The organism is Micromonospora peucetia (assembly GCF_900091625.1).
GTDB lineage: Bacteria > Actinomycetota > Actinomycetes > Mycobacteriales > Micromonosporaceae > Micromonospora > Micromonospora peucetia.
On sequence record NZ_FMIC01000002.1, the window covers coordinates 2,611,812 to 2,631,339 of the forward strand.

The 19,528-nt window shown below is 71.6% G+C and carries 22 protein-coding genes and 1 riboswitch; of the genes, 9 read left to right on the forward strand and 13 right to left on the reverse strand.

Translation table 11 applies throughout. The features are described 5' to 3' along the window. The first annotated feature begins 103 nt into the window (after positions 1-103). Both GA0070608_RS12200 and GA0070608_RS12205 read left to right on the forward strand, forming a co-directional pair. Entirely contained in the window at positions 104-2,971 is a 2,868-nt protein-coding gene (locus tag GA0070608_RS12200) for an alpha/beta fold hydrolase (protein ID WP_091626960.1), read from the forward strand. Further along, positions 2,968-3,840: an ABC transporter permease gene (locus GA0070608_RS12205; protein ID WP_091626964.1), complete on the forward strand. Its 873-nt coding sequence runs from the start codon at positions 2,968-2,970 to the stop codon at positions 3,838-3,840. Before GA0070608_RS12200 ends, GA0070608_RS12205 begins: the two co-directional genes overlap by 4 nt. On the opposite strand, the gene GA0070608_RS12210 is transcribed toward GA0070608_RS12205, so the two are convergent. The 4 genes from GA0070608_RS12210 to GA0070608_RS12225 form a co-directional block, all read right to left on the reverse strand. Beyond that, the gene (locus GA0070608_RS12210) at positions 3,837-4,523 is read right to left on the reverse strand and encodes a DUF4232 domain-containing protein (protein ID WP_091626969.1); all 687 of its coding nucleotides are present in this window, start codon (positions 4,521-4,523) and stop codon (positions 3,837-3,839) included. The two genes, GA0070608_RS12205 and GA0070608_RS12210, sit on opposite strands and share 4 nt — an antisense overlap. Before the next feature lie 86 nt (positions 4,524-4,609). Then, positions 4,610-4,906, reverse strand: coding sequence for a hypothetical protein (locus GA0070608_RS12215; RefSeq protein WP_091626974.1), 297 nt, complete (start codon positions 4,904-4,906; stop codon positions 4,610-4,612). After that, positions 4,894-5,142 (reverse strand): DivIVA domain-containing protein, encoded by a 249-nt coding sequence (locus GA0070608_RS12220; RefSeq protein ID WP_091634940.1) that lies wholly within the window; start codon positions 5,140-5,142, stop codon positions 4,894-4,896. Before GA0070608_RS12220 ends, GA0070608_RS12215 begins: the two co-directional genes overlap by 13 nt. 191 nt (positions 5,143-5,333) lie before the next feature. Then, entirely contained in the window at positions 5,334-5,876 is a 543-nt protein-coding gene (locus GA0070608_RS12225) for a hypothetical protein (RefSeq protein WP_091626977.1), read from the reverse strand. A gap of 249 nt (positions 5,877-6,125) precedes the next feature. Between GA0070608_RS12225 and GA0070608_RS12230 the strand changes: the two genes are divergently transcribed. Continuing rightward, positions 6,126-6,359: a winged helix-turn-helix domain-containing protein gene (locus GA0070608_RS12230; protein ID WP_091634945.1), complete on the forward strand. Its 234-nt coding sequence runs from the start codon at positions 6,126-6,128 to the stop codon at positions 6,357-6,359. Between the two features lie 4 nt (positions 6,360-6,363). On the opposite strand, the gene GA0070608_RS12235 is transcribed toward GA0070608_RS12230, so the two are convergent. The 7 genes from GA0070608_RS12235 to GA0070608_RS12260 all read right to left on the reverse strand — a co-directional run bounded on the left by GA0070608_RS12235 (position 6,364) and on the right by GA0070608_RS12260 (position 10,086). Next, the gene (locus GA0070608_RS12235) at positions 6,364-6,540 is read right to left on the reverse strand and encodes a hypothetical protein (RefSeq protein WP_245715775.1); all 177 of its coding nucleotides are present in this window, start codon (positions 6,538-6,540) and stop codon (positions 6,364-6,366) included. Next, complete coding sequence (locus GA0070608_RS32600; protein ID WP_176733593.1) at positions 6,540-6,920, reverse strand: hypothetical protein; 381 nt, start codon at positions 6,918-6,920, stop codon at positions 6,540-6,542. Before GA0070608_RS32600 ends, GA0070608_RS12235 begins: the two co-directional genes overlap by 1 nt. Then, positions 6,917-7,558, reverse strand: coding sequence for a hypothetical protein (locus tag GA0070608_RS12240; RefSeq protein WP_091626982.1), 642 nt, complete (start codon positions 7,556-7,558; stop codon positions 6,917-6,919). The genes GA0070608_RS32600 and GA0070608_RS12240 overlap by 4 nt, the downstream gene beginning before the upstream one ends. Positions 7,559-7,694: 136 nt before the next feature. Beyond that, positions 7,695-8,432 carry a hypothetical protein gene (locus tag GA0070608_RS12245; protein WP_091626986.1) on the reverse strand — a complete coding sequence of 246 codons (738 nt, stop codon included), beginning with the start codon at positions 8,430-8,432 and terminating at the stop codon, positions 7,695-7,697. 43 nt (positions 8,433-8,475) lie between these two features. Continuing rightward, on the reverse strand, positions 8,476-8,694 hold the full coding sequence (locus tag GA0070608_RS12250; protein ID WP_141719459.1) for a hypothetical protein: 219 nt from the start codon (positions 8,692-8,694) through the stop codon (positions 8,476-8,478). A gap of 190 nt (positions 8,695-8,884) precedes the next feature. After that, entirely contained in the window at positions 8,885-9,148 is a 264-nt protein-coding gene (locus tag GA0070608_RS12255; RefSeq protein ID WP_091626994.1) for a hypothetical protein, read from the reverse strand. Between the two features lie 188 nt (positions 9,149-9,336). Then, positions 9,337-10,086 carry a hypothetical protein gene (locus GA0070608_RS12260; protein ID WP_091626997.1) on the reverse strand — a complete coding sequence of 250 codons (750 nt, stop codon included), beginning with the start codon at positions 10,084-10,086 and terminating at the stop codon, positions 9,337-9,339. A 187-nt stretch (positions 10,087-10,273) separates the two neighbouring features. Further along, positions 10,274-10,409: riboswitch (SAM riboswitch) on the forward strand. Between the two features lie 10 nt (positions 10,410-10,419). On the opposite strand from GA0070608_RS12260, the gene thrC reads away from it, so the two are divergent. The 3 genes from thrC (at position 10,420) to paaN (ending at position 14,887) form a co-directional block, all read left to right on the forward strand. Then, positions 10,420-11,706: a threonine synthase gene (thrC, locus tag GA0070608_RS12265; protein WP_091627000.1), complete on the forward strand. Its 1,287-nt coding sequence runs from the start codon at positions 10,420-10,422 to the stop codon at positions 11,704-11,706. 435 nt (positions 11,707-12,141) lie between these two features. Further along, complete coding sequence (locus GA0070608_RS12270) at positions 12,142-13,161, forward strand: GNAT family N-acetyltransferase (protein ID WP_176733705.1); 1,020 nt, start codon at positions 12,142-12,144, stop codon at positions 13,159-13,161. Positions 13,162-13,213: 52 nt separating this feature from the next. Beyond that, positions 13,214-14,887 (forward strand): phenylacetic acid degradation protein PaaN, encoded by a 1,674-nt coding sequence (paaN, locus tag GA0070608_RS12275; RefSeq protein ID WP_176733706.1) that lies wholly within the window; start codon positions 13,214-13,216, stop codon positions 14,885-14,887. 53 nt (positions 14,888-14,940) lie between these two features. Here the strand turns inward: paaN and GA0070608_RS12280 are convergent, their stop codons facing one another. Continuing rightward, positions 14,941-15,474, reverse strand: coding sequence for a GNAT family N-acetyltransferase (locus tag GA0070608_RS12280; RefSeq protein ID WP_091627013.1), 534 nt, complete (start codon positions 15,472-15,474; stop codon positions 14,941-14,943). A 209-nt stretch (positions 15,475-15,683) separates the two neighbouring features. On the opposite strand from GA0070608_RS12280, the gene GA0070608_RS12285 reads away from it, so the two are divergent. The 3 genes from GA0070608_RS12285 (at position 15,684) to groL (ending at position 19,235) form a co-directional block, all read left to right on the forward strand. Beyond that, entirely contained in the window at positions 15,684-15,887 is a 204-nt protein-coding gene (locus tag GA0070608_RS12285) for a cold-shock protein (RefSeq protein WP_091627016.1), read from the forward strand. Between the two features lie 138 nt (positions 15,888-16,025). Beyond that, positions 16,026-17,339 (forward strand): DUF3824 domain-containing protein, encoded by a 1,314-nt coding sequence (locus tag GA0070608_RS32605; protein WP_091627020.1) that lies wholly within the window; start codon positions 16,026-16,028, stop codon positions 17,337-17,339. Positions 17,340-17,612: 273 nt separating this feature from the next. Beyond that, positions 17,613-19,235, forward strand: coding sequence for a chaperonin GroEL (gene groL / locus GA0070608_RS12295; RefSeq protein WP_091627023.1), 1,623 nt, complete (start codon positions 17,613-17,615; stop codon positions 19,233-19,235). Positions 19,236-19,291: 56 nt separating this feature from the next. Here groL and GA0070608_RS12300 read toward each other — a convergent pair whose 3' ends face one another. Continuing rightward, the gene (locus GA0070608_RS12300) at positions 19,292-19,489 is read right to left on the reverse strand and encodes a hypothetical protein (RefSeq protein WP_091627026.1); all 198 of its coding nucleotides are present in this window, start codon (positions 19,487-19,489) and stop codon (positions 19,292-19,294) included. Positions 19,490-19,528 lie beyond the last annotated feature (39 nt).

A 19,528-nucleotide genomic window follows, 5' to 3' on the forward strand; every position in this document is an offset into this window, starting at 1 on the left:
GAGACGGGCTGGACCGCGCCGGTGTGACACCGATCGGATCAACCGGACGGACGTACGGAGGATCTCAGCCAACGCTCAGGATCCGGGCCGTACCGTGTGCCGAATGAGATCGCCGTTGTCGGCCGCGTGGATCCGGCGCGCACTGCCCACCCGCCGACGCGCCGTGGCCGCGACAGGGGTCGTAGTGCTGCTCGCCGCTGCCGTGACCTGGGCCGTAGTGCCGAAGGGGCCGGACGTCCGCACCGAGGCGGCGATCGTGAACGTCCGCTCCGGGCCGGCCGGCGACGAGCCCGTCGACCTGGACACCACGCTCTATCTGCCCGAGGGCGCCTCGGCGGGGAACAAGGTGCCGGCGGTGCTGCTGGCGCACGGCTTCGGCGGCACCAAGGAGTCTGTCCGCGCCGATGCCGAGGAGTTCGCCGGACGCGGCTACGCGGTGCTCACCTGGACCGCGCGGGGCTTCGGCCGCAGCGGCGGGCTGATCCACCTGGACCACCCGGACTACGAGGTCCGGGACGCGCAACGCCTGCTGGACTGGCTCGCAGCCCGCCCCGAGATCCGCACCGACGCCGCCGGGGACCCGAAGGTCGGCGTCGTCGGCGGCTCGTACGGCGGCGCCCTGGCGTTGCTGCTCGCCGCGCAGGACCAGCGCGTCGACGCGATCGTGCCGATGATCACCTGGAACGACCTGTCCCGCTCCTTCCTGCCGGAGAGCACCGGGAAACAGCCCACCGAGGGCGTGTTCAAGTCCGGCTGGGCCGGCCTCTTCTTCGGCGGCGGCGGCAACGTCGGCTCCGGGCCGGCCGGGCTCTCCGGGGTCAGCGCCGCACAGCCCGAGGGGGCGCCTGCCTCCGCCGGCCCGCCCAGCCCGGGGCCGGGTGCCGGCCCGGGGACCGGTCCGGGGCGGGCACCGGCCGGGGCTGCCGACCCGGCGTGCGGCCGGTTCGCCGCCGACATCTGCGCCGCGTACCTGCGGATCGCCACCACCGGACAGGCCGACCAGGCCGCCGTGGACCTGCTGCGCCGTTCCAGCCCGGCCGGCGTGCTCGACCGGATCAAGGCGCCGACCCTGCTGGTGCAGGGCGAGGCGGACACCCTCTTCCCGCTCGGCGAGGCGGACGCCAACGCGCGCGGCATCGCCGCCGCCGGCACGCCCGTGCGGGTGGCCTGGTTCACCGGCGGGCACGACGGCGGCGAGGGCCCGAAGACCGACTCGGACCGGGTGAAGTTCCTGACCGTGCAGTGGCTCGACCACTACGTCAAGGGCGATGGGGCGGCTCCGGGGGACGACTTCACCTGGTCCCGCATCGCCGGCTTCGACGCTCTCGACCGGGGGCTGGTGGCCACCGGCTACCGCTACGCCGACTATCCGGGTGTCGCCGGCACGGCCCGCCGAGAGGTTCCGGTGACCGGCCCCGCCCAGCCGGTCGCCAATCCGCCGGCCGGCAACCCGGCCGCCATCTCCTCGGTGCCCTTCGCCGGCGAGCTGTCGTCGCTGCTCGGTGGCGTGGCGGGGGACATCCCCGGCCAGCATGCCCGGTTCGAGTCGGAGCCGCTGGCCGAGGCGGTGGACGTGGTGGGTGCCCCGACCGTCGACATCCGGGCGGCGTCGCCGACCGGGGAGGCGGTGCTCTTCGTCAAGCTCTACGACGTCGACCCCAACGGCACGGCCACCCTGCCCAACGGACTGGTCGCCCCGGTCCGGCTCACCGGCCTGCCGCCGACCATCGACGCGGCGCGACCGGTCACCGTCACCCTGCCGGCGATCGTCCGCCGGTTCGAGGCCGGGCACCGGCTGCGTGTGGTGGTGGCGACCTCCGACCAGGCGTATGCCACTCCCGTCGAGCCGGCGGTGCACACCGTCGAGGCCGGCGGCGGCGCGGTCAGCCTGCCGACCGTCGCCGGCGACCCGATCCCCACCGCCGCCGCCGTGTGGCGCTGGGTGCTGGCCGGGCTGATCGCGGCGATCGCGGTCGGGCTCGTCGTGGTCGTCGCCGTGGTCCGCCGTCGGCACCGCCGCCAGGACAGCTCCGTGCACCCGGCGTACGCGGGCGTCCCGCTGGCCGTGCGGCAGCTCCGCAAGGAGTACGCGGACGGCTTCGTCGCCGTCTCGAACGTGGACTTCGAGGTGCACCCCGGTCAGGTCGTCGGCCTGCTCGGCCCGAACGGCGCGGGCAAGACCACCACGCTGCGGGTGCTGATGGGGCTGACCCAGCCCACGGCCGGCGAGATCTACGTCTTCGGGCACCGGTTGGTGCCCGGCTCGCCGGTGCTGTCGCGGATCGGCGCGCTGGTCGAGGGGCCGGGTTTCCTGCCGCACCTGTCGGGGCTGGACAACCTGAAGGCGTACTGGCGGGCCACCGGGCGGCCGGCCGAGGACGCGCACTTCGAGGAGGCCCTGGAGATCGCCGGCCTGGGTGACTCCGTGCACCGCAGGATCAAGAACTACAGCCACGGCATGAAACAGCGCCTCGCCATCGCGCAGGCCATGCTGGGCCTGCCCGAGCTGCTGGTGCTCGACGAGCCGACCGACGGGCTCGATCCGCCGCAGATCGCGGAGATGCGCCGGGTGCTCCAGCGCTACGCCACCGACGGCCGGGCGGTGCTGGTCTCCAGCCACCTGCTGGCCGAGGTGGAGCAGACCTGCACGCACGCCGTGGTGGTGAACAAGGGCCGCATCGTCGCCTCGGGCCCGGTCGAGGAGATCGTCGGCGAGTCGCCCAGCGTGCTCTTCGACGTGACCGACCCGGTGGCCGCCCGGGCGGTGCTGGACGGCCTGCACGGGGTGCGGGTGCTTCCTGACGGTGAGGGGCAGCTCGTGGTGGACACCAACGGCACCGCCCGCAGCGAGGTGGTGGCCGAGCTGGTCAGGGCCGGCATCGGGGTGGACCGGGTGGTGCCGCGGCGCCGCCTGGAGGACGCGTTCCTCGCGCTGGTGGGCGAGAACTCTCGGGGAAGCGGGGACCGATGATGGCGGGCACGTCACCCACGGCGGGAGCGGCGGCCGGCTACCGGCCGTCGGCGACCCTGCCGTTCGGCGCCGAGTTCCGGCGGCAGGCGTCCCGGCGGCGTACGCAGCTCGCGCTCGGGTTCATGGTGCTGCTGCCGTTGATCATCCTGATCGCGTTCCAGTTCGACACGGGCGACGACGACAACGGGCGCGGGGAGTTCGGCAGCCTGGTCGAGTTCGCCACGTCGGGCGGGCTGAACTTCACCCTCTTCACCATCTTCGTCTCGGCGTCGTTCCTGATGGTCGTGGTGGTGGCGCTGTTCTGCGGTGACACGGTGGCCAGCGAGGCGAGCTGGGGCAGTCTGCGCTACCTGTTGGCGGTGCCGGTGCCCCGGGCCCGCCTGCTGACGGTGAAGCTGGTGGTCGCGCTCGTCTACTCGGCGTTGGCGTTGGTGTTGCTCGCCGGCACCGCACTGCTGATCGGCACCCTCCGCTACGGCTGGGAGCCGCTGCGCAGCACCGTGGCGGCCCAGCTCGAACCGGGCGAGGGGCTGCTGCGGCTGCTGGGTGTGCTCGGCTACCTGGCGGTCGTACTCCTGGTGGTGGCCGGCCTGGCGTTCCTGCTGTCGGTGGTGACGGACGCCGCGCTCGGTGCGGTCGGCGGCGCGGTGCTGCTCTGGATCCTCTCCGGCATCCTCGACCAGATCACCGCGCTGGGCGCAGTGCGTGCGTTCCTGCCGACGCACTACAGCACCGCCTGGTTGGGGCTGCTGTCGACGCCGGTGCAGACCGACGACGTGGTACGCGGCGCGATCTCCGCGATCAGCTACGCGACGCTGTTCTGGGGGTTGGCGTTCTGGCGGTTCACCCGCAAGGACATCACCAGCTAGGGCGACTGCTTCTTCCAGGCGCTGACGCCGAGCCGGCCCGTGTTGCCGAGGTCGATCGGGCCGTTCGTCTCGACGGCCTGCGCGGGCTGGCCCGTGGCGGCCGCGACCTCCAGGCCCTCGCCGTTGGTGGCGACGACTGTCGAGTCGGTGACCAGGTTGCGCCAGAGCACGGCGGCGCCGGCCCGTTCACCGGGCCGCAGGGTCAGCGGCCGGGGCGGGGCGTCGAAGCCCGACGTGATCCCCTTGGCCCCTTCGATCACCTGGACCGGTATCGGGTTGCCGTCGCCGTCGAGCAGGCGAAGCGCCGGGTAGCCGTCGAGCGGGTAGGGCTTCTTGCCGCAGTTGACCAGTTCCAGGCTGAGGGCCCGCAGGCCCATCGCGGCGCTGACGCCCGGCGAACTGATCCGTACGCCGGATTCCGGGCAGTCGGTCGTAGGGGTGGTCCCGGACGCTGCCGCTGTCGGCGGCGCGGCCGGCCTCGGGGCGTCCGGTGCCGGGTTGGCCGGTGTCGGGGCCGCCGGCGTCGTCGGTGCGGGCGGGGTCGGGGCGGCTGACGGGAGGTCGGTCGCCGGGGAACAGGCGCCGAGCAGGACGAGGCCGGCGACCGCGAGCCCGACGGCGCGGGCGCTACCGGGGAACCGGTTGTGGACGTGCGGTGCGGGTCGGTGCGCCGGGCCTGCCATGGCCTGATCATCGCACCGGCCGGCGCAGGGTGGAGCTTCGGTGGGCGCTGTCGAGCTGCCCCATCTGTGCGACCGCCCGGGCCGGGTCAGCCTTCCGGCGCCTGTCGAGCTGAGTCGTCTACGACATCAGCGGCCTCGGAACAGCCGCCGAGGTGATCGGAGCGCCGGGCGCACCGGCCGCCGCCGGGCATCGGGTGGTCACACCAGACGCGGGTACGCAGGAACTGCCGGTCCTCCTCGCTCAGCGTCGCCTCCCCGAAGTCGATCGCGAGCACGTGCCCGAGGGAACGGCGCAGCGCCATGGCCAGGGCGGCGACCTCGTCGACGCGGGTCAGGGTCGTCGGCAGGTGGATGATCCAGTGCGGGTCGTTCACCGGTGCCACCGGCTGTTCGGGGCCGCCGTGGTGTGTCGACACTCGGTGTGCCGGGACTGCCACTGGCGCAGCGCCTGCCGGATACGTTCGCCCTCGGTGTTGGCGGTGACCAGGTCGAGGGTGAGCCGTTCCAGCTCGTCGGCGAGCCGGTCGAGGTAGGCGTACACCTGGTCGGGGTCGAGACCGCGCCACCGGCGGGTGCCGAAAGTGGTGGCGCGGACGTGCTGCGGGAGCAGGCGCTGCATGGCTCGGTAGATCACGGCTGTCTCGTCTCTCCGGTGCGATCAGGGTCCGCGCGGGGGATCGGTGTCGCGGGCGGATGGTTGCGGCGCCGGGGCGGGCGGGGTCGACCGGAACGACCGCGCGTGGCGTGCCGGCCGGAGCCCGGCACCCGCCCCGGGCCCTTCTCCTTCTCGCGGAGGTCCGCGAGCAGGCTTCAGGTGGTGGCGGGTTCCGCGCCGGACAACCCGCCGGTGTACGACTCCAGCGCGGCCACCGCCGACGCCAGGCTCACCGTCATCAGGTCGAGCTGTTCGGCGGCGCGCTGCCACTGCCCGGTCGCCGTCTCGGTCGCCGGGTCGCCCCGGTGGCTGTCGAGGAGTTGCTTTCCGGCGTTGGTGATCCGGGCCGGGAGCTGTGCGAGCCGAGCGGCTGCCGCGTCCAACTCGTCCCGGGCGGTGTCCAGCACCTCGATCAGTCCGCCGATGGTGGCGGGCTCCTGGTGGCCGGCGTCGGTGCGCAGCCGGCGTACCCCTTCGCTGAGCTGCCGTTCCGCGTCGCCGGCCAGGTCGAGCGCGTCCTCGCCGCTGCGCCGCGCCTGCCGGACCGCCGGATGCGCGCAGCCCGTGCTGGTGCGTTCCAGCAGCACGGTGGCGGCGGCCACCGCGAGGTACGTCTCGCGCAGCTCGCCGGCCACCTGCTCGACCGCCCAGATCGCGCTCGCGGCGGGCACCGCCGAACTCGCCTGCGACACCGTCACATCAGACCTCCTTGTGCGTTGGTGGGTGCCGGGGCAACGCGCCGAAGGCACGGAGGGGGTCCGTGCCTTCGTGCACGCTGCCCCGGCATGGTCCGGATACGAGACCCGGGGGAGCGAGACGCCAGGCTGCCGAGCGAGGAGTCCCACGGAACTCACAGTAGGTACCTAAGGTGTCTAAGTCAACGTCGAAGTTGTAGGTGCCTAACTCGGCGTGTTGAAATGGTTGGGCCGAGCGAGGAGTACCCCGTCATGTCCAACCGCACCGCCGACTACATCCGAGTCGTGGACGGCATCACCGCGCAGATCCACTCGGGTGAGCTTGCGCCAGGAGACAAGCTGCCCACCTACGCGCAGCTTGCCGAGCATTTCAAGATCAGCGTTACGACTGCGCAAACCGCGTTGCGTATCCTTCGAGAGCGCGGCTTGGTGGAGGGGCACCAGGGTAAGGGAACCTATGTCGCAGTACCCCCGGAGTCGACATAGCCCGTCAGATGGCCCGCAGGTAGCGGCGAAGGTTGTCCTTCGACTGCCGGAGCAGGGTGCAGGCCTCCTCGACAGACCTGCGGGCGCCGGTCAGTTTTCCATTCACCTGCTGCATGAGGGCTGGACTTGCCCCGGTGATCACCGTCATCAGCCAGGCGTGGTTGGTGCCGATACGATCCATCACACCGACCAGCCCTTGATGGTTTCGTTCGAGGCGCGCGATGATCCGATCTCGGCGGCAAGGCTGCCGACGCTCGCCGGCTCGGCGCCGGCACGCCGTACCTTGACGGTGTCGAAGGTGGCGTTCACCGCCGCCTTGGCCAATACTCCCGAGGCAAATCCCAGAACCAGCCCGGATCCTGCCATCACGACCGGTGGCACCGGGACTCCCTGCCTGGCGAGGGCGGTGGCTGCGGCCAGTCCGGCGGCGAGACCGCCCCATTCGCCCAACTTCTCCAGCAGTTTGCCGACGCCCTCCTTGGGTGTTTCGTAGCGGAGGTTGCGCAGGTAGCCGTCCTGCTGCCGGGATCCGTTGCGATATCCCCGCCGGCGGTAGCTCATGGCATCGCGACGGGATCCAGGAAGGCGCACTGGGTGGCGATCAGCATCGGCAGGTTCACCGCCACCTCGCGGGCAACTCCCTCAGGCGTGAGGCCGATCGGGTCCTCACCCGCCGCCAACTCCTCCTCGTCAGCCCGGGCGAAGTAGGCGCAGGCTTCCCAGAGGTTGGGGTGCAGGAAGGAGAACGCCCACATGACGTAGGCGTCGTTCTGGAGCGCTACCAGGGGGCGGCGGTGATGGCCCATCCGGTGGTAGTGGGGCTCCTCGGCTGTCGATCCCATCCCCTCGGCGGTGGGGAAGAGGCGGTAGTGCCGGAACAGGTCTTCGAGCGGGCCTTCGGGGTCGAACTCCAGTAGCAGGCCCCGGTTGACCAGATCTTCGACCAGTCCTGCGGCGTCAGGCTGTGGCTTCGGTGCGGTCAGCAGCGACTCCACCAGCCTCGCCCGGTCCACGCGCAGCTCCGAGTGGCCCTCGACGTCCAGAAAGACGGCCCCGTAGGCGCCGACCTCGTCCTCGCTGAGGTCGACCATGTCCGCGCCGAGGTGGATCTCCCACGACTCCGGCGTCGGGTCGGCGGGGCGCACATACCGGTGTTGTGGTCCGAGGCTGAAGCCCACCGGGACGATGACGCGAGGCATGGGCCGTCCCTTCGTCATTGCGGGTCGCTGCCGACCCTACCGAAGTCGGCACTCTGAGTCACCTCGCAACGCCAGGCGGTCATCGTCGATTAGCTTATGTCGATACGCTCAGCCTCCGTTATGGACGAAGCGTGCGCTACAGCGTCGTCCGGACCGACTCGATGAGATGCCAGATCGCGACGCTCGCCACGGTCGACCCGGCGGCGGTCAGCAGGAGGACCCGCAGTGAGACGAGCCGTCGGCGAAGCCGTACCGTCACGAGCACAGTTGCTGTCGCGAGAAGGAACTGCACCGCCGCCGACCCGATCCGGGCCCAGACGAAGGAATCCACCGGCCCGACCCAGATGAAGGCGGCGTGGAATACGGCATAGGCGGCCTCCCCGGTGAGCAGACCGAAGGCGACGCCGAGAGCAATGCTGGCGTTGGGGGTCGAGCCGACCCTGACCACGTACGCGACGCAGCCCAGGACCAATCCGCCGAACAGCGAGCCGACAAGCCAGAAGGTCGACGCGTGTATGACGGAGGAGAGTCCGCCGAGTGACGCCGCCCCCTCCGGTCCCGAGCCGTTGGATCCGTGATACCACCGCTGGCTCAGAGAAACGATGAGGCCGTAATAGATCAGGGTCGCCAGGACGAGTGTGCCGACCCCAGCGACGAGAGCGGACGTGAGGGTCGCAGCGAAGAAACTCACGGCGAGGGCCACCACACCCCAGGCGAATCCTGAGCTGAAGACCGGCACGAGGAACCTGCCCACGGCTTCCGGAACGAGGTCGGCACTGAACGCTGCGGTTCCCAGCGCCACACCCGCAAACACCGGTGAGAGCGTCTGACGCCACGTGTTGAGGCGCCCCCCGAAGGTCGTCAGTTCTGTCATCTGGACACCGCCGAAGAGTCGATCTTCACCAGGTCGCCGCCTGTCAGTCGTCCGACGGCATCGGCCACACGTCCCGGGAATCGTTGAAGGCCGCTCCCCGCGTCGGCTCGACCGTCAGCCCTCTCGCCCAACGCCCCAGAGGCGCGGGCGCCCGCCTCACCGATCGGCCCAGCCATGCCACCAGGTGCGCCGCGGCGACGAGCGCGACCAAGCCCAGCGCCGGCAGTACCAGGAAGAGGAAAACGATCGCTGCGAGGAGCACTCGGACATTCTCGCCCGACAAGGCCACGACTATCGATGCAGGCGCCGGGAGCGCATCTGAGGAGCTAGTCGATCTTGTCGTTGACGGTGCCGTCGTATCCGTCGATGCGGTTGGTGTAGACGTAGGGGGACAGCGACGCCATGGCTCAGGCGCCAGGGACCTCGGTTGGCGGGACGTGGGGGACCAGCGTTCAGCCGAGGACGTTCATGTAGTTGCGGGCTGCCTCTGAGCTGCCCTGGATCAGGCTCATCGCCTCGACCAGCCGTTGCCTGCTCTGCTCGGCGCGGGCGATGGCCTCGGCGATGGCCGGATGGCCGGTGCCGGTGGCGACTGCCCGCATCCGGGCCAACGTCTGGTCCGTGGCCTCGACGGCGGCCCGGATCTGCATGACCGTGGCATTGCCCTGCTCTGCGGCCTGTGCGAGGGCTGCCTTGACTTCCTCGATGCTCGCCATCCGGCCCTCCGGAGTATCGACGCGAGACGACGTCGCCCTGCGTGTTTATTCGGACACTATCGGAGACGGTCTGGTCGCCGCACTCCCGACCACCGCGCCGAGTCGGGATGTCGACATTGACTGTGCCCAATCCCGACTTCGCTGCGTGCGGCCTGGGTCGTGTCGTGCGCAGCGACTCGGCGGGGACGTCAGCGGGAACGGGACTTGCGCTTCCGGGCGGGGGAGCTGCCGTCGGGGACCGTGCCGGAGTCCGAGGAGTCGGCGGTGTCGCCGTCGGCGGAGGCCTCGGTCGCCCGGGCGTCGGTGTGGCTCAGCTTGGCCAGTGACGTGCCCCTGAGCTGGTAGACGGCGGTGCGCCGGATGTTCAGCTCCGCCATCGGGCTGTTCGTCGACCGGGTCAGGTAGACCACCGTCGCCCTGCCGTCGCGCACGCTGACGCTCTCCACCGGGGTGCGGTCGCCGAGGTCGACCTGGGCCTGGTAGTCCGGTTCGCCGTCGACGTTGCGCCAGGCGGCGAGGGTGAAGAAGCGCCCGGTGCCACCGCCGTCGAGCATGACCACGCCGATCGCGTCGCCCGCGCCGTCGCTGTCGAGATCGCCGACGGCGCAGGGCCGCTGCAACTCCACCGTCGTGCCGTCCCGGTCGGACCAGCGGCCGTCGACGAGGCGGATCGGCGCGGCGTACTCCCGGTAGCGGACCTTCCTGCTGCCGACCCGGGTGTTGCGCAGTTCGACGCAGGCGAGCTGGTCGCCCGTACGGCGTGGGGTCGGGGTGGCCCGGGTGGTCGCCGTGTCGACGTCGTCCCGCTTGGCGGCGGTGCCGGTCGACCCGTCGGCGGACCGGTTCCGCTTCTTCCGGCTGCCCGGAGAGCAGGCGGTGGTGGCGACCAGCAGGCAGACCATGGAGAGCGCCACCACGGGGACGAGCTTGCGACGCATCGCGCGATTCCCTTCCATCGATGAGCCCGCACGGTAGCCGGCCCGCGCCAGCCCGGTCGCCGGTGGTGGGTCACCGCGTACCGGAAGCGTTTCCGAAAGGCGGGAGAGGCTGCGGCATCGCTCACAGCGTGGGATCCACCGTTTATCCGGGCGGCGAGAGCGCCTAGACTCGGCGGCACAACTGCATACCTCATCCAGAGGGGCTGAGGGATACGGCCCGACGACGCCCCGGCAACCACCCCGCGCGCTCATCGCAGAGCGCCCCGCGGGGCAGGTGCCAATTCCGTCCCCGCCGCAGGGTGCGATGTGGGGAAAGATGAGAGGACCCTCGACATGACGTCGACGTACGCCCCCTCCGGCATCGACACCACCGTCAGCCCCGCCCGCGCCCTGGTCTGCCGCGCCTGTTCGGCCCGCTACCCGCTCGCCGCCCAGCACGCCTGTTACGACTGTTTCGGCCCGCTGGAGGTCGACTACGACGCCGCCGCGCTGGCGGCGGTCACCCGGGAGCAGATCGAGGCGGGCCCACAGAACATCTGGCGGTACGCGGCCCTGCTGCCCGCCGGCCAGGACCCGGCCACCCGGGTCACCCTCGACCCGGGCTTCACCCCGCTGGTGGCCGCCCCGCACCTCGCCGCCGAGCTGGGCATCACCGCCCCGCTCTGGGTCAAGGACGACAGCGCCAACCCGACCCACTCGTTCAAGGACCGGGTGGTCTCCGTGGCGTTGACCGCCGCCCGGGCGCTCGGCTTCAGCCGCTACGCCTGCGCCTCCACGGGCAACCTGGCGAACTCGGTCGCCGCGCACGCCGCCCGGGCCGGCACGCCGTCGGTGGTCTTCATCCCCGGCGACCTGGAACAGGGCAAGGTCATCACCACCGCCGTCTACGGTGGCGAGCTGGTCGCCATCGACGGCTCGTACGACGACGTGAACCGGCTCTGCGGCGAGCTGGTGGAGACGGACGAGTTCGAGGACACCGCGTTCGTCAACGTCAACGTGCGCCCCTACTACGCCGAGGGGTCGAAGACGCTCGGCTACGAGGTGGCCGAGCAGCTCGGCTGGCGGATCCCCGCGCAGGTGGTGATCCCGATGGCCTCCGGCGAACTGCTCACCAAGATTGACAAGGCGTTCGCCGAGTTGGTCGAGATCGGCCTGGTCGAGGCTCCGGCCGGCGGCTGGAAGGTGTTCGGCGCCCAGTCGGCCGGCTGCAACCCGATCGCCACCGCCCTGCACGCCGACACCGACACCATCACCCCCGTCAGACCGACCGGCATCGCCAAGTCCCTGAACATCGGCGACCCGGCCGCCGGCATCTACGCGCTGGAGGCGGTACGCCGCACCGGAGGCTGGATGGAGTACGTCGACGACGACGAGATCCGCGCCGGCATCCAGATGCTGGCCCGGACCACCGGCGTCTTCGCCGAGACGGCCGGCGGGGTGACCGTGGCCGTGCTGCGCAAGCTGATCGAGTCGGGCCGGCTGGACCCGACGGCGGAAACCGTTGTCTTCAACACCGGCGAGGGCCTCAAGACCCTCGACGCGGTGGCCGGCCAGGTCGGCCCCACCCACCGCATCAAGCCCTCGCTACGCGCCGCCCGCGACGCCGGCCTCCTCGGCTGACTCCCGCCCTGCCCCGCTCCCCGCCCCGCCCTGCGCCCCGCCCCGCCCCGTCCCGCTCCCCGCGATCTTGCACTTACTGCCCCGACGTTTCGGGACTTTCAGGGCATCTTGAGGGCACAAAGTGCAAGATCGCGGCGGGCGCGGCGGGCGCGGCGGGCGCGGCGGGCGGACGCGGCGGGCGGGGGAGGGGCGGGGAGAGGGTTTCAGGGGGTGACTGGGTTTTTGCTGTGAGTGCGGAAAACGCGCCGACGAGGACTTGACGGCAGGAACCGCACGGCGCAAGATGCTCCGTGCGGGAGGGCGTTTCGCCCGAGACTTTCAGTTCTTGCGACCCAACGCCGGAGGCGTTGTGCGAGCGTCCCTCCCGACCAACTTCCGATCGGGCCAGCGGTTATTCGCTGGCCCGATCGTCGTCTCATGGCGCACTCTCGCGCAATGAGCATCACGATCGCGCTGCTCGACGCCGCCGACCAGGCAGCGATCGACGAGGTCTACCGGATCGGCGCGGCAGCCAACGAGGCCGACCTGCCCGACTTCCCGCCCTTCTCCCAGCGGCACTTCGAGGCGGCGCTGCGGCACCCGATGCCGGGCAACCTACCGCTCTGGGCGCTGGCCCGGCTCGACGGTGTGCCAGCCGGCTACCTCGCACTGGAACTGCCGCAGCTCGACAACATCGAGAACGCCACGGCTGAGATCGTCGTCCACCCCGCGTGTCGGCGTCGCGGCGTCGGTCGCGCGTTGCACGAGCATGCCGTACGCCTGCTGCGGGAGCGGGGCCGCAAGCGGGTGCTGGCGATGGCGGTCTCCGCGCTGCCCGGCGGCCCGGCCCGGTCCGCCGCCGGCGCGGCCTTCGCCGCGTCGACCGGCGCCCGGCCCGCGCTGGCCGAGGTGCGCCGCCGGCTCGATGCCACCCGGCTCGACGACGAGGGCCTGGCCGCGTCGCTGGCCGAGGCCCGGTCCCGCGCCGCCGGATACCGCACCGTCCGCTGGCAGGGGCACACCCCGGAGGAGTACGTCGCCGACATCGCCTACCTCGACGGCCGGTTGTCGACCGACGCGCCGTTGGGCGACGTGCAGTGGGAGCCGGAGCGGGTCGACGCCGACCGGATCCGGGGCGCCGATCGGGCGCTGGCGGCGCGGGGCCGGCGGCGTTACCACACGGCGGTCCGGCATGAGGCGTCCGGACGGCTGGTCGCCTGGACCCTGCTCGACGTGGGCGCCACGGTCGACTGGCACGCGTTCCAACAGATCACGATCGTCGACCCGGAGCACCGCGGTCACCGGCTCGGCCTGCTCGCCAAGGTCGAGAACCTGCGCCACCTGCTGGCCCACGAGCCGGCGGTACGCGTCATCGACACCTTCAATGCGGCCGAGAACGGCCACATGGTGCGGATCAACGAGCAGCTCGGGTTCCGTCCCGTCGACGGCTGGACCGACTGGCAGCTCACGATCTGAGTTGTGACACGGCCCTACTGATCCTGGGGCTTCCTGTTGCATGATGGCGGGCATGACGGAGACCCCGCACCCCCTGTACGACAGGCACGCCGACACCCTCAGCCGGGCGCTGACCGCGATCAAGGAGCGCGGGTACTGGTCCGCCTATCCCGAGTCGCCCAGCCCTCGGGTCTACGGCGAGACCGCCGCCGCCGACGGCAAGGCCGCCTTCGAGGCGTACCTCGGTGGTGATTTCCCCCTCGACCAGCCGGGCGCCGGCGACCGGATCGCCACCGAGAGCAGCCCGTTCGGCGTCGAGCTGGACGTCCGCTACCCGCACGCCGGGGCCGACGAGCTGGTGGCCGCCGCCTCGGCCGCCCTGCCCGGCTGGCGCGACGCCGGTCCGCAGGCCCGGGTGGGGGTCTGCCTGGAGATCCTCGACCGGCTGCACCGGCACATCTTCGAGCTGGCCAACGCGGTGCAGTTCACCAGTGGCCAGGCCTTCGTGATGGCCTTCCAGGCCGGCGGCGCGCACGCGCTGGACCGCGCGCTGGAGGCGGTCGCCTACGCGTACTCGGAGATGACGCGGCACCCGGGGACGGCGGCCTGGGAGAAGGCGGCCGGCAAGGGCGACCCGCTGCGGATGACCAAGACGTTCCACGTGGTGCCCCGTGGCGTGGCGCTGGTGATCGGCTGCAACACCTTCCCGACCTGGAACTCGTACCCGGGGCTGTTCGCCTCGCTGGTCACCGGTAACCCGGTGGTCGTCAAGCCGCACCCGCGCGCGGTGCTGCCGCTGGCGATCACGGTGAAGTACGCCCGGGAGGTGCTCGCCGAGGCCGGCTTCGACCCGAACCTGGTGCTGCTCGCCCCCGAGGCGCCCGGCGAGAAGCTCGCCTCCACACTGGCCCTGCACCCGGCCGTGAAGATCATCGACTTCACCGGTTCCACCGAGTACGGCGACTGGTTGGAGGCCAACGCCCGGCAGGCGGCGGTCTACACCGAGAAGGCCGGCCTGAACACGGTGGTGATCGACTCCACCGACGACTTCGCCGGGATGTGCCGCAACCTCGGCTTCACCCTGACCCTCTACAGCGGCCAGATGTGCACCACCTCGCAGAACATCCTGATCCCCTCCGGCGGCATCGCCACCGACCAGGGGCACAAGAGCTTCGACGAGGTGGCCGGCGGGATCGCCGCGACGGTCGCCAAGATCACCGCCGACCCGGCGCGCGGGGTGGAGATGACCGGCGCGATCGTCAACGACGGGGTGCTGGAGCGCCTCGACGAGGTCACCAAGGTCGGCGAGGCGGTGCTGGAGTCGCGTACGGTCGAGCACCCCGCCTTCCCCGGCGCGGTGGTCCGCACCCCGACGGTGGTCAGGTTGGCGGCCGGCGACACCGCGACCTACTCGCGGGAGTGGTTCGGGCCGATCTCGTTCGCCATCGCGACGGACTCCACCGCGCACAGCCTGGAGATCCTGCGGTCCACGGTCGGCGAGAAGGGCGCGCTCACCGCGGCGGTCTACTCCACCGACGAGGCGGTCCTCGACGCGGCCGAGGTGGCGGCGATCGAGGTCGGGGTGCACCTGTCCTGCAACCTGACCGGTGGGGTCTTCGTGAACCAGTCGGCGGCCTTCTCCGACTTCCACGGCAGCGGCGCCAACGCGGCGGCCAACTCCGCGCTCACCGACGGCGCCTACGTGGCCAACCGGTTCCGCATCGTGCAGTCCCGCCGCCACGCGTGATCGTTGCGGCTGCCCGGGCCGGTCGCGAGTGGACCGGGCCGGGCGGCCGTCGATCAGGCCGGGCGGCGCATCTGGAGCTCGGTGAGCGCCGGAACGGTGGGGTGCGGGACGCGTACGCCGGTGTCGACGAAGCCAAGCCGCCGGTACGCGCGGCAGGCCCGGTCGTTGCCGACCACCACCTCCAGCATCAGTTCGGGACGCCCGCAGGCCCGGGACCAGGCCGCGACCGCGTCGACCAGGTCGCCGAGGAGGCCGGTGCCCCGCCAGTGCGGGGTGACGTAGACGGCGTACACCACGGTCAGCCCCGGCTCCCGCGGGGCCGCCATGCCACCGGCGTGCCCGACGAACCGGCCGCCCGGGTCGGCGACGAACTGTGCGGTGCCCGCCCCGGCGGAGACGGACGCGATCCGGGCCGTGTAGTCGGTGTGCGACCGGGCTGCGGCGTCGGCGAGGGTCTCCAGGAAGGCCAGCGGGGAGTCGGCGAGCATCTCCAGTCGCAGGGCCCGCATCCGGGCCGCGTCACGCGGCCGGACCCGCCGGATCTCCGCCCGCCGCGCCGGCCCCGACCCGTCGGGCATGCTCGTCATGACGCATGCGTACCACAGCGACGATCACCGATGGCAGCCTATCTAAATATGCCCGATTTGCGGGAGTGCACCGTCGTCACGCTTCGTGTAGCGTGCGATTTCGGTCACCGTTTCAGCGGCCTTCGTCGATCGCCGAGCCGGGGGCCTCCGGTGCCGGTCAGCCCGGCTTCCGGGGTCGTGGAACGCCGCGCAGAGTGAGGAAGTGCACCGTGGCACAGGGCACCGTGAAGTGGTTCAACTCCGAAAAGGGCTACGGCTTCATCGCCGTCGACGGCGGGCAGGACGTCTTCGTCCACTTCTCGGCGATCGAGATGGACGGCTACAAGGCGTTGGACGACGGCCAGCGGGTCGAGTTCGAGATCTCCCAGGGACAGAAGGGCCCCCAGGCAGAGCGGGTACGCGTCGTCGCCTGACCGGCCGTTCGGTTCGCGGCGGTGGGGGCCGGCAGACGGCTGAGCGCCGTCAGCCCCGTCCCTCCGGGGGCGGGCTCGGCGCGGTTGCGCCGGCAGGGAAGGATCGTGAGCCGTTCCAGCCATCGCTGAGGAGGGTTCATGTCCGACCAGCCGCCCCCGGCCGCGCCGCCCCCGGGAGATCCCTACCCCTCCGCGACACCACCCGGCGGTCCGGCCGGCGCAGAGCCCGGCGCCGCCGCGCCCCCGGCCGGCGCAGAGCCCGTCGTCCCGGGCCCGGAACAGCCTGTCGTCCCGGGTGCCGGACCGGCCGTCCCCGCAGCCGGAGGACCGGCTGTCCCGGGTGGTCCCGTCGTCCCGGGTGGCGGTGCGCCGGCGGGTCCGCAGCAGCCGCAGGACTGGGTCTTCCCGCCGACCGGCGGCTTCCCGCCCGGCTCCGGTCCGTACGGTGGGCAGCCGTGGTATCCGGGTGCCCCGGTCGCCTACCCCGGGCCGGGTGCCCCGGTCGCCTACCCCGGGCCGGGTGCCCCGGTCGCCTACCCCGGGCCGGGCGCCCCGGTCGCCTACCCAGGGCAGCCGGTCCACGGGTGGTACCCGCCGGGGCACGGCCTCGACCCGGCCGACCTGCTCGTCACCCCGCCCGGCGCCGGCGTCAGCGGCTGGTTCGACCGGTGCGTCGGCGCGGTGCGCCGGGGCTGGCGGCTCCTGCTGCCCATCCTGCTGCTCACCCAGGTGTTGCCGGCCGTGGCGGTGTCGGTGCTCACGCTGGTCGTCGACCCGTCGGCGAAGTGGGAGGAGTCGATGACCGACGACTCCGCCGCGCTGCCCGACACCTTCCTGGCCGACCTGGGCGTCATGCTGGCCGTGGTGCTCGGCGGCACCCTCGTCTTCGGCCTGGTGCAGAGTCTGGGCTGGGCGGCCGGCAGTTGGGTGGTCGCCCGGCAGGCGGCCGGTCAACCGGTGAGTCTGGGCGCGGCCCTGTCCTACGGCGCGCGCCGGGCACTGGGCCTCTGGGGCTGGACCCTGCTGATGAGCGTGATCATCGGGATCGGCGTCTGCTTCTGCGTCCTCCCCGGCATCTACGTCGCCTTCGCGCTGAGCATGGCCGGCCCGGTCTATCTCTTCGAGCGGCAGGCTCCGATCGGCCGCTCCTTCCGGATGTTCCACGACCGGCTGGGGCTGCTGCTCGGCCGGGTGGCGCTGGTGGCGGCGGCGGTGATCGTCGGCGGCGGGTTGGCCGGCATGGTGGAGGGCATCGGGGGGCTGCCGTTCGGCACCACTCCGTTGGAGTCGCCGGGTACGGCGGTGGGCGTGTTCGTGGTGACGCTGCTGGGCGCGGTGCTCGCCCTGCCGACCCACCTCGCCCAACTGGTCGGTCTGGTCGTCACGTACGCCGAGCAGCGCGCCCACGAGGGGCCGGTGGACAGCGCACGGCTGGCCGGTGAACTCGGCTGACGGGGGCGATCGTGCTTGCACTCGGCAGGGGAGAGTGCTAAACAAGTCATTGGCACTCGCATACCGCGAGTGCCAATGGTCGGGGCGGTAGGGCCACGGCCGCAGCGGCGTCCACACGCGGGTGCGGCACATGGCCGGTCGTCGCGGGCTATCCGGCCCGGCCGAGGAGACGTCGTCGTCGCCAGGTGGCGACGTCCCCAGGTGCGTACACCAGGCGGCCCATCCGGGACACACACTCGGGTGGCCCGTGAGTGTCCAGGAGGACAACGCCGTATGGCCAAGATGATCGCGTTCGACGAAGAGGCGCGCCGCGGCCTCGAGCGGGGCATGAACCAGCTCGCCGACGCCGTGAAGGTGACGCTCGGCCCCAAGGGCCGCAACGTCGTCCTCGAGAAGAAGTGGGGTGCCCCCACCATCACCAACGATGGTGTGAGCATCGCCAAGGAGATCGAGCTCGAGGACCCCTACGAGAAGATCGGCGCCGAGCTGGTCAAGGAGGTCGCGAAGAAGACCGACGACGTCGCCGGTGACGGCACGACGACGGCGACCGTCCTGGCCCAGGCCCTGGTCCGCGAGGGCCTGCGCAACGTGGCCGCGGGTGCCAACCCGATGGCCCTGAAGCGGGGCATCGAGGCCGCTGTGGCCAGCGTCTCGGAGGAGCTGCTCAAGCTCGCCAAGGACGTCGAGACCAAGGAGCAGATCGCCTCCACCGCCTCCATCTCCGCCGGTGACAACACCGTCGGCGAGATCATCGCCGAGGCGATGGACAAGGTCGGCAAGGAAGGCGTCATCACCGTCGAGGAGAGCAACACCTTCGGGCTGGAGCTGGAGCTCACCGAGGGTATGCGCTTCGACAAGGGCTACATCTCGGCCTACTTCATGACCGACCCGGAGCGCATGGAGGCCGTCTTCGACGACCCCTACCTCCTGATCGTCAACAGCAAGATCTCGTCGGTCAAGGACCTGCTCCCGATCCTGGAGAAGGTCATGCAGTCGGGCAAGCCGCTGCTGATCATCTCCGAGGACATCGAGGGCGAGGCCCTGGCCACCCTGGTCGTCAACAAGGTCCGCGGCACCTTCAAGTCGGTCGCCGTCAAGGCGCCGGGCTTCGGTGACCGTCGCAAGGCCATGCTGGCCGACATCGCCATCCTCACCGGTGGCCAGGTCATCAGCGAGGAGGTCGGCCTCAAGCTGGACGCCGTCAGCCTCGACATGCTGGGCCGCGCCCGCAAGGTCGTGGTGACCAAGGACGAGACCACCATCGTCGACGGTGCCGGCGACGCCGATCAGATCCAGGGCCGGGTCAACCAGATCCGGGCCGAGATCGAGAAGAGCGACTCCGACTACGACCGCGAGAAGCTGCAGGAGCGGCTGGCCAAGCTGGCCGGCGGCGTCGCGGTGATCAAGGTCGGCGCGGCCACCGAGGTCGAGCTGAAGGAGCGCAAGCACCGCATCGAGGACGCCGTCCGCAACGCGAAGGCCGCCGTCGAGGAGGGCATCGTCCCGGGTGGTGGCGTCGCGCTGGTGCAGGCCGGCAAGACCGCCTTCGACAAGCTGGACCTGGCGGGCGACGAGGCGACTGGCGCGAACATCGTCAAGGTCGCGCTGGACGCCCCGCTGCGGCAGATCGCCGTCAACGCCGGCCTTGAGGGCGGTGTCGTGGTGGAGAAGGTCCGTAACCTGGAAGCGGGTCACGGTCTGAACGCCGCCAACGGCGAGTACGTCGACCTGCTGGCCGCGGGCATCATCGACCCGGCCAAGGTGACCCGGTCGGCGCTGCAGAACGCCGCTTCCATCGCGGCGCTCTTCCTCACCACCGAGGTCGTCGTGGCGGACAAGCCGGAGAAGGCCCCGGCCGCTCCGGCTGGCCCGGGCGGCGGGGACATGGACTTCTGAGTCCAGCTCCAACGCCGGAGGGGGCGGGCCGCGTCAGCGGTCCGCCCCCTCCGCTGTCACGTCGGCAGTGGCCGCTGGTTGCGTCTATTCTGCGCCCGGTCGTACGGCTGCGGGATCTGCACCGGCTCGTCGACCAGCGTCACCGGCTCGTCGGCCGGCTCGTCGACGCCGGCCATCTCCGCCTGCTGCTCGGCGTCGCCGTAGTCGAACCGGTCGAACGGCAACGGGCCGGGGCGTTCGTCGTCCGTGGTCATGGCTGCCTCCTTAACCGAAACGGTAGGGCGCGACGATCA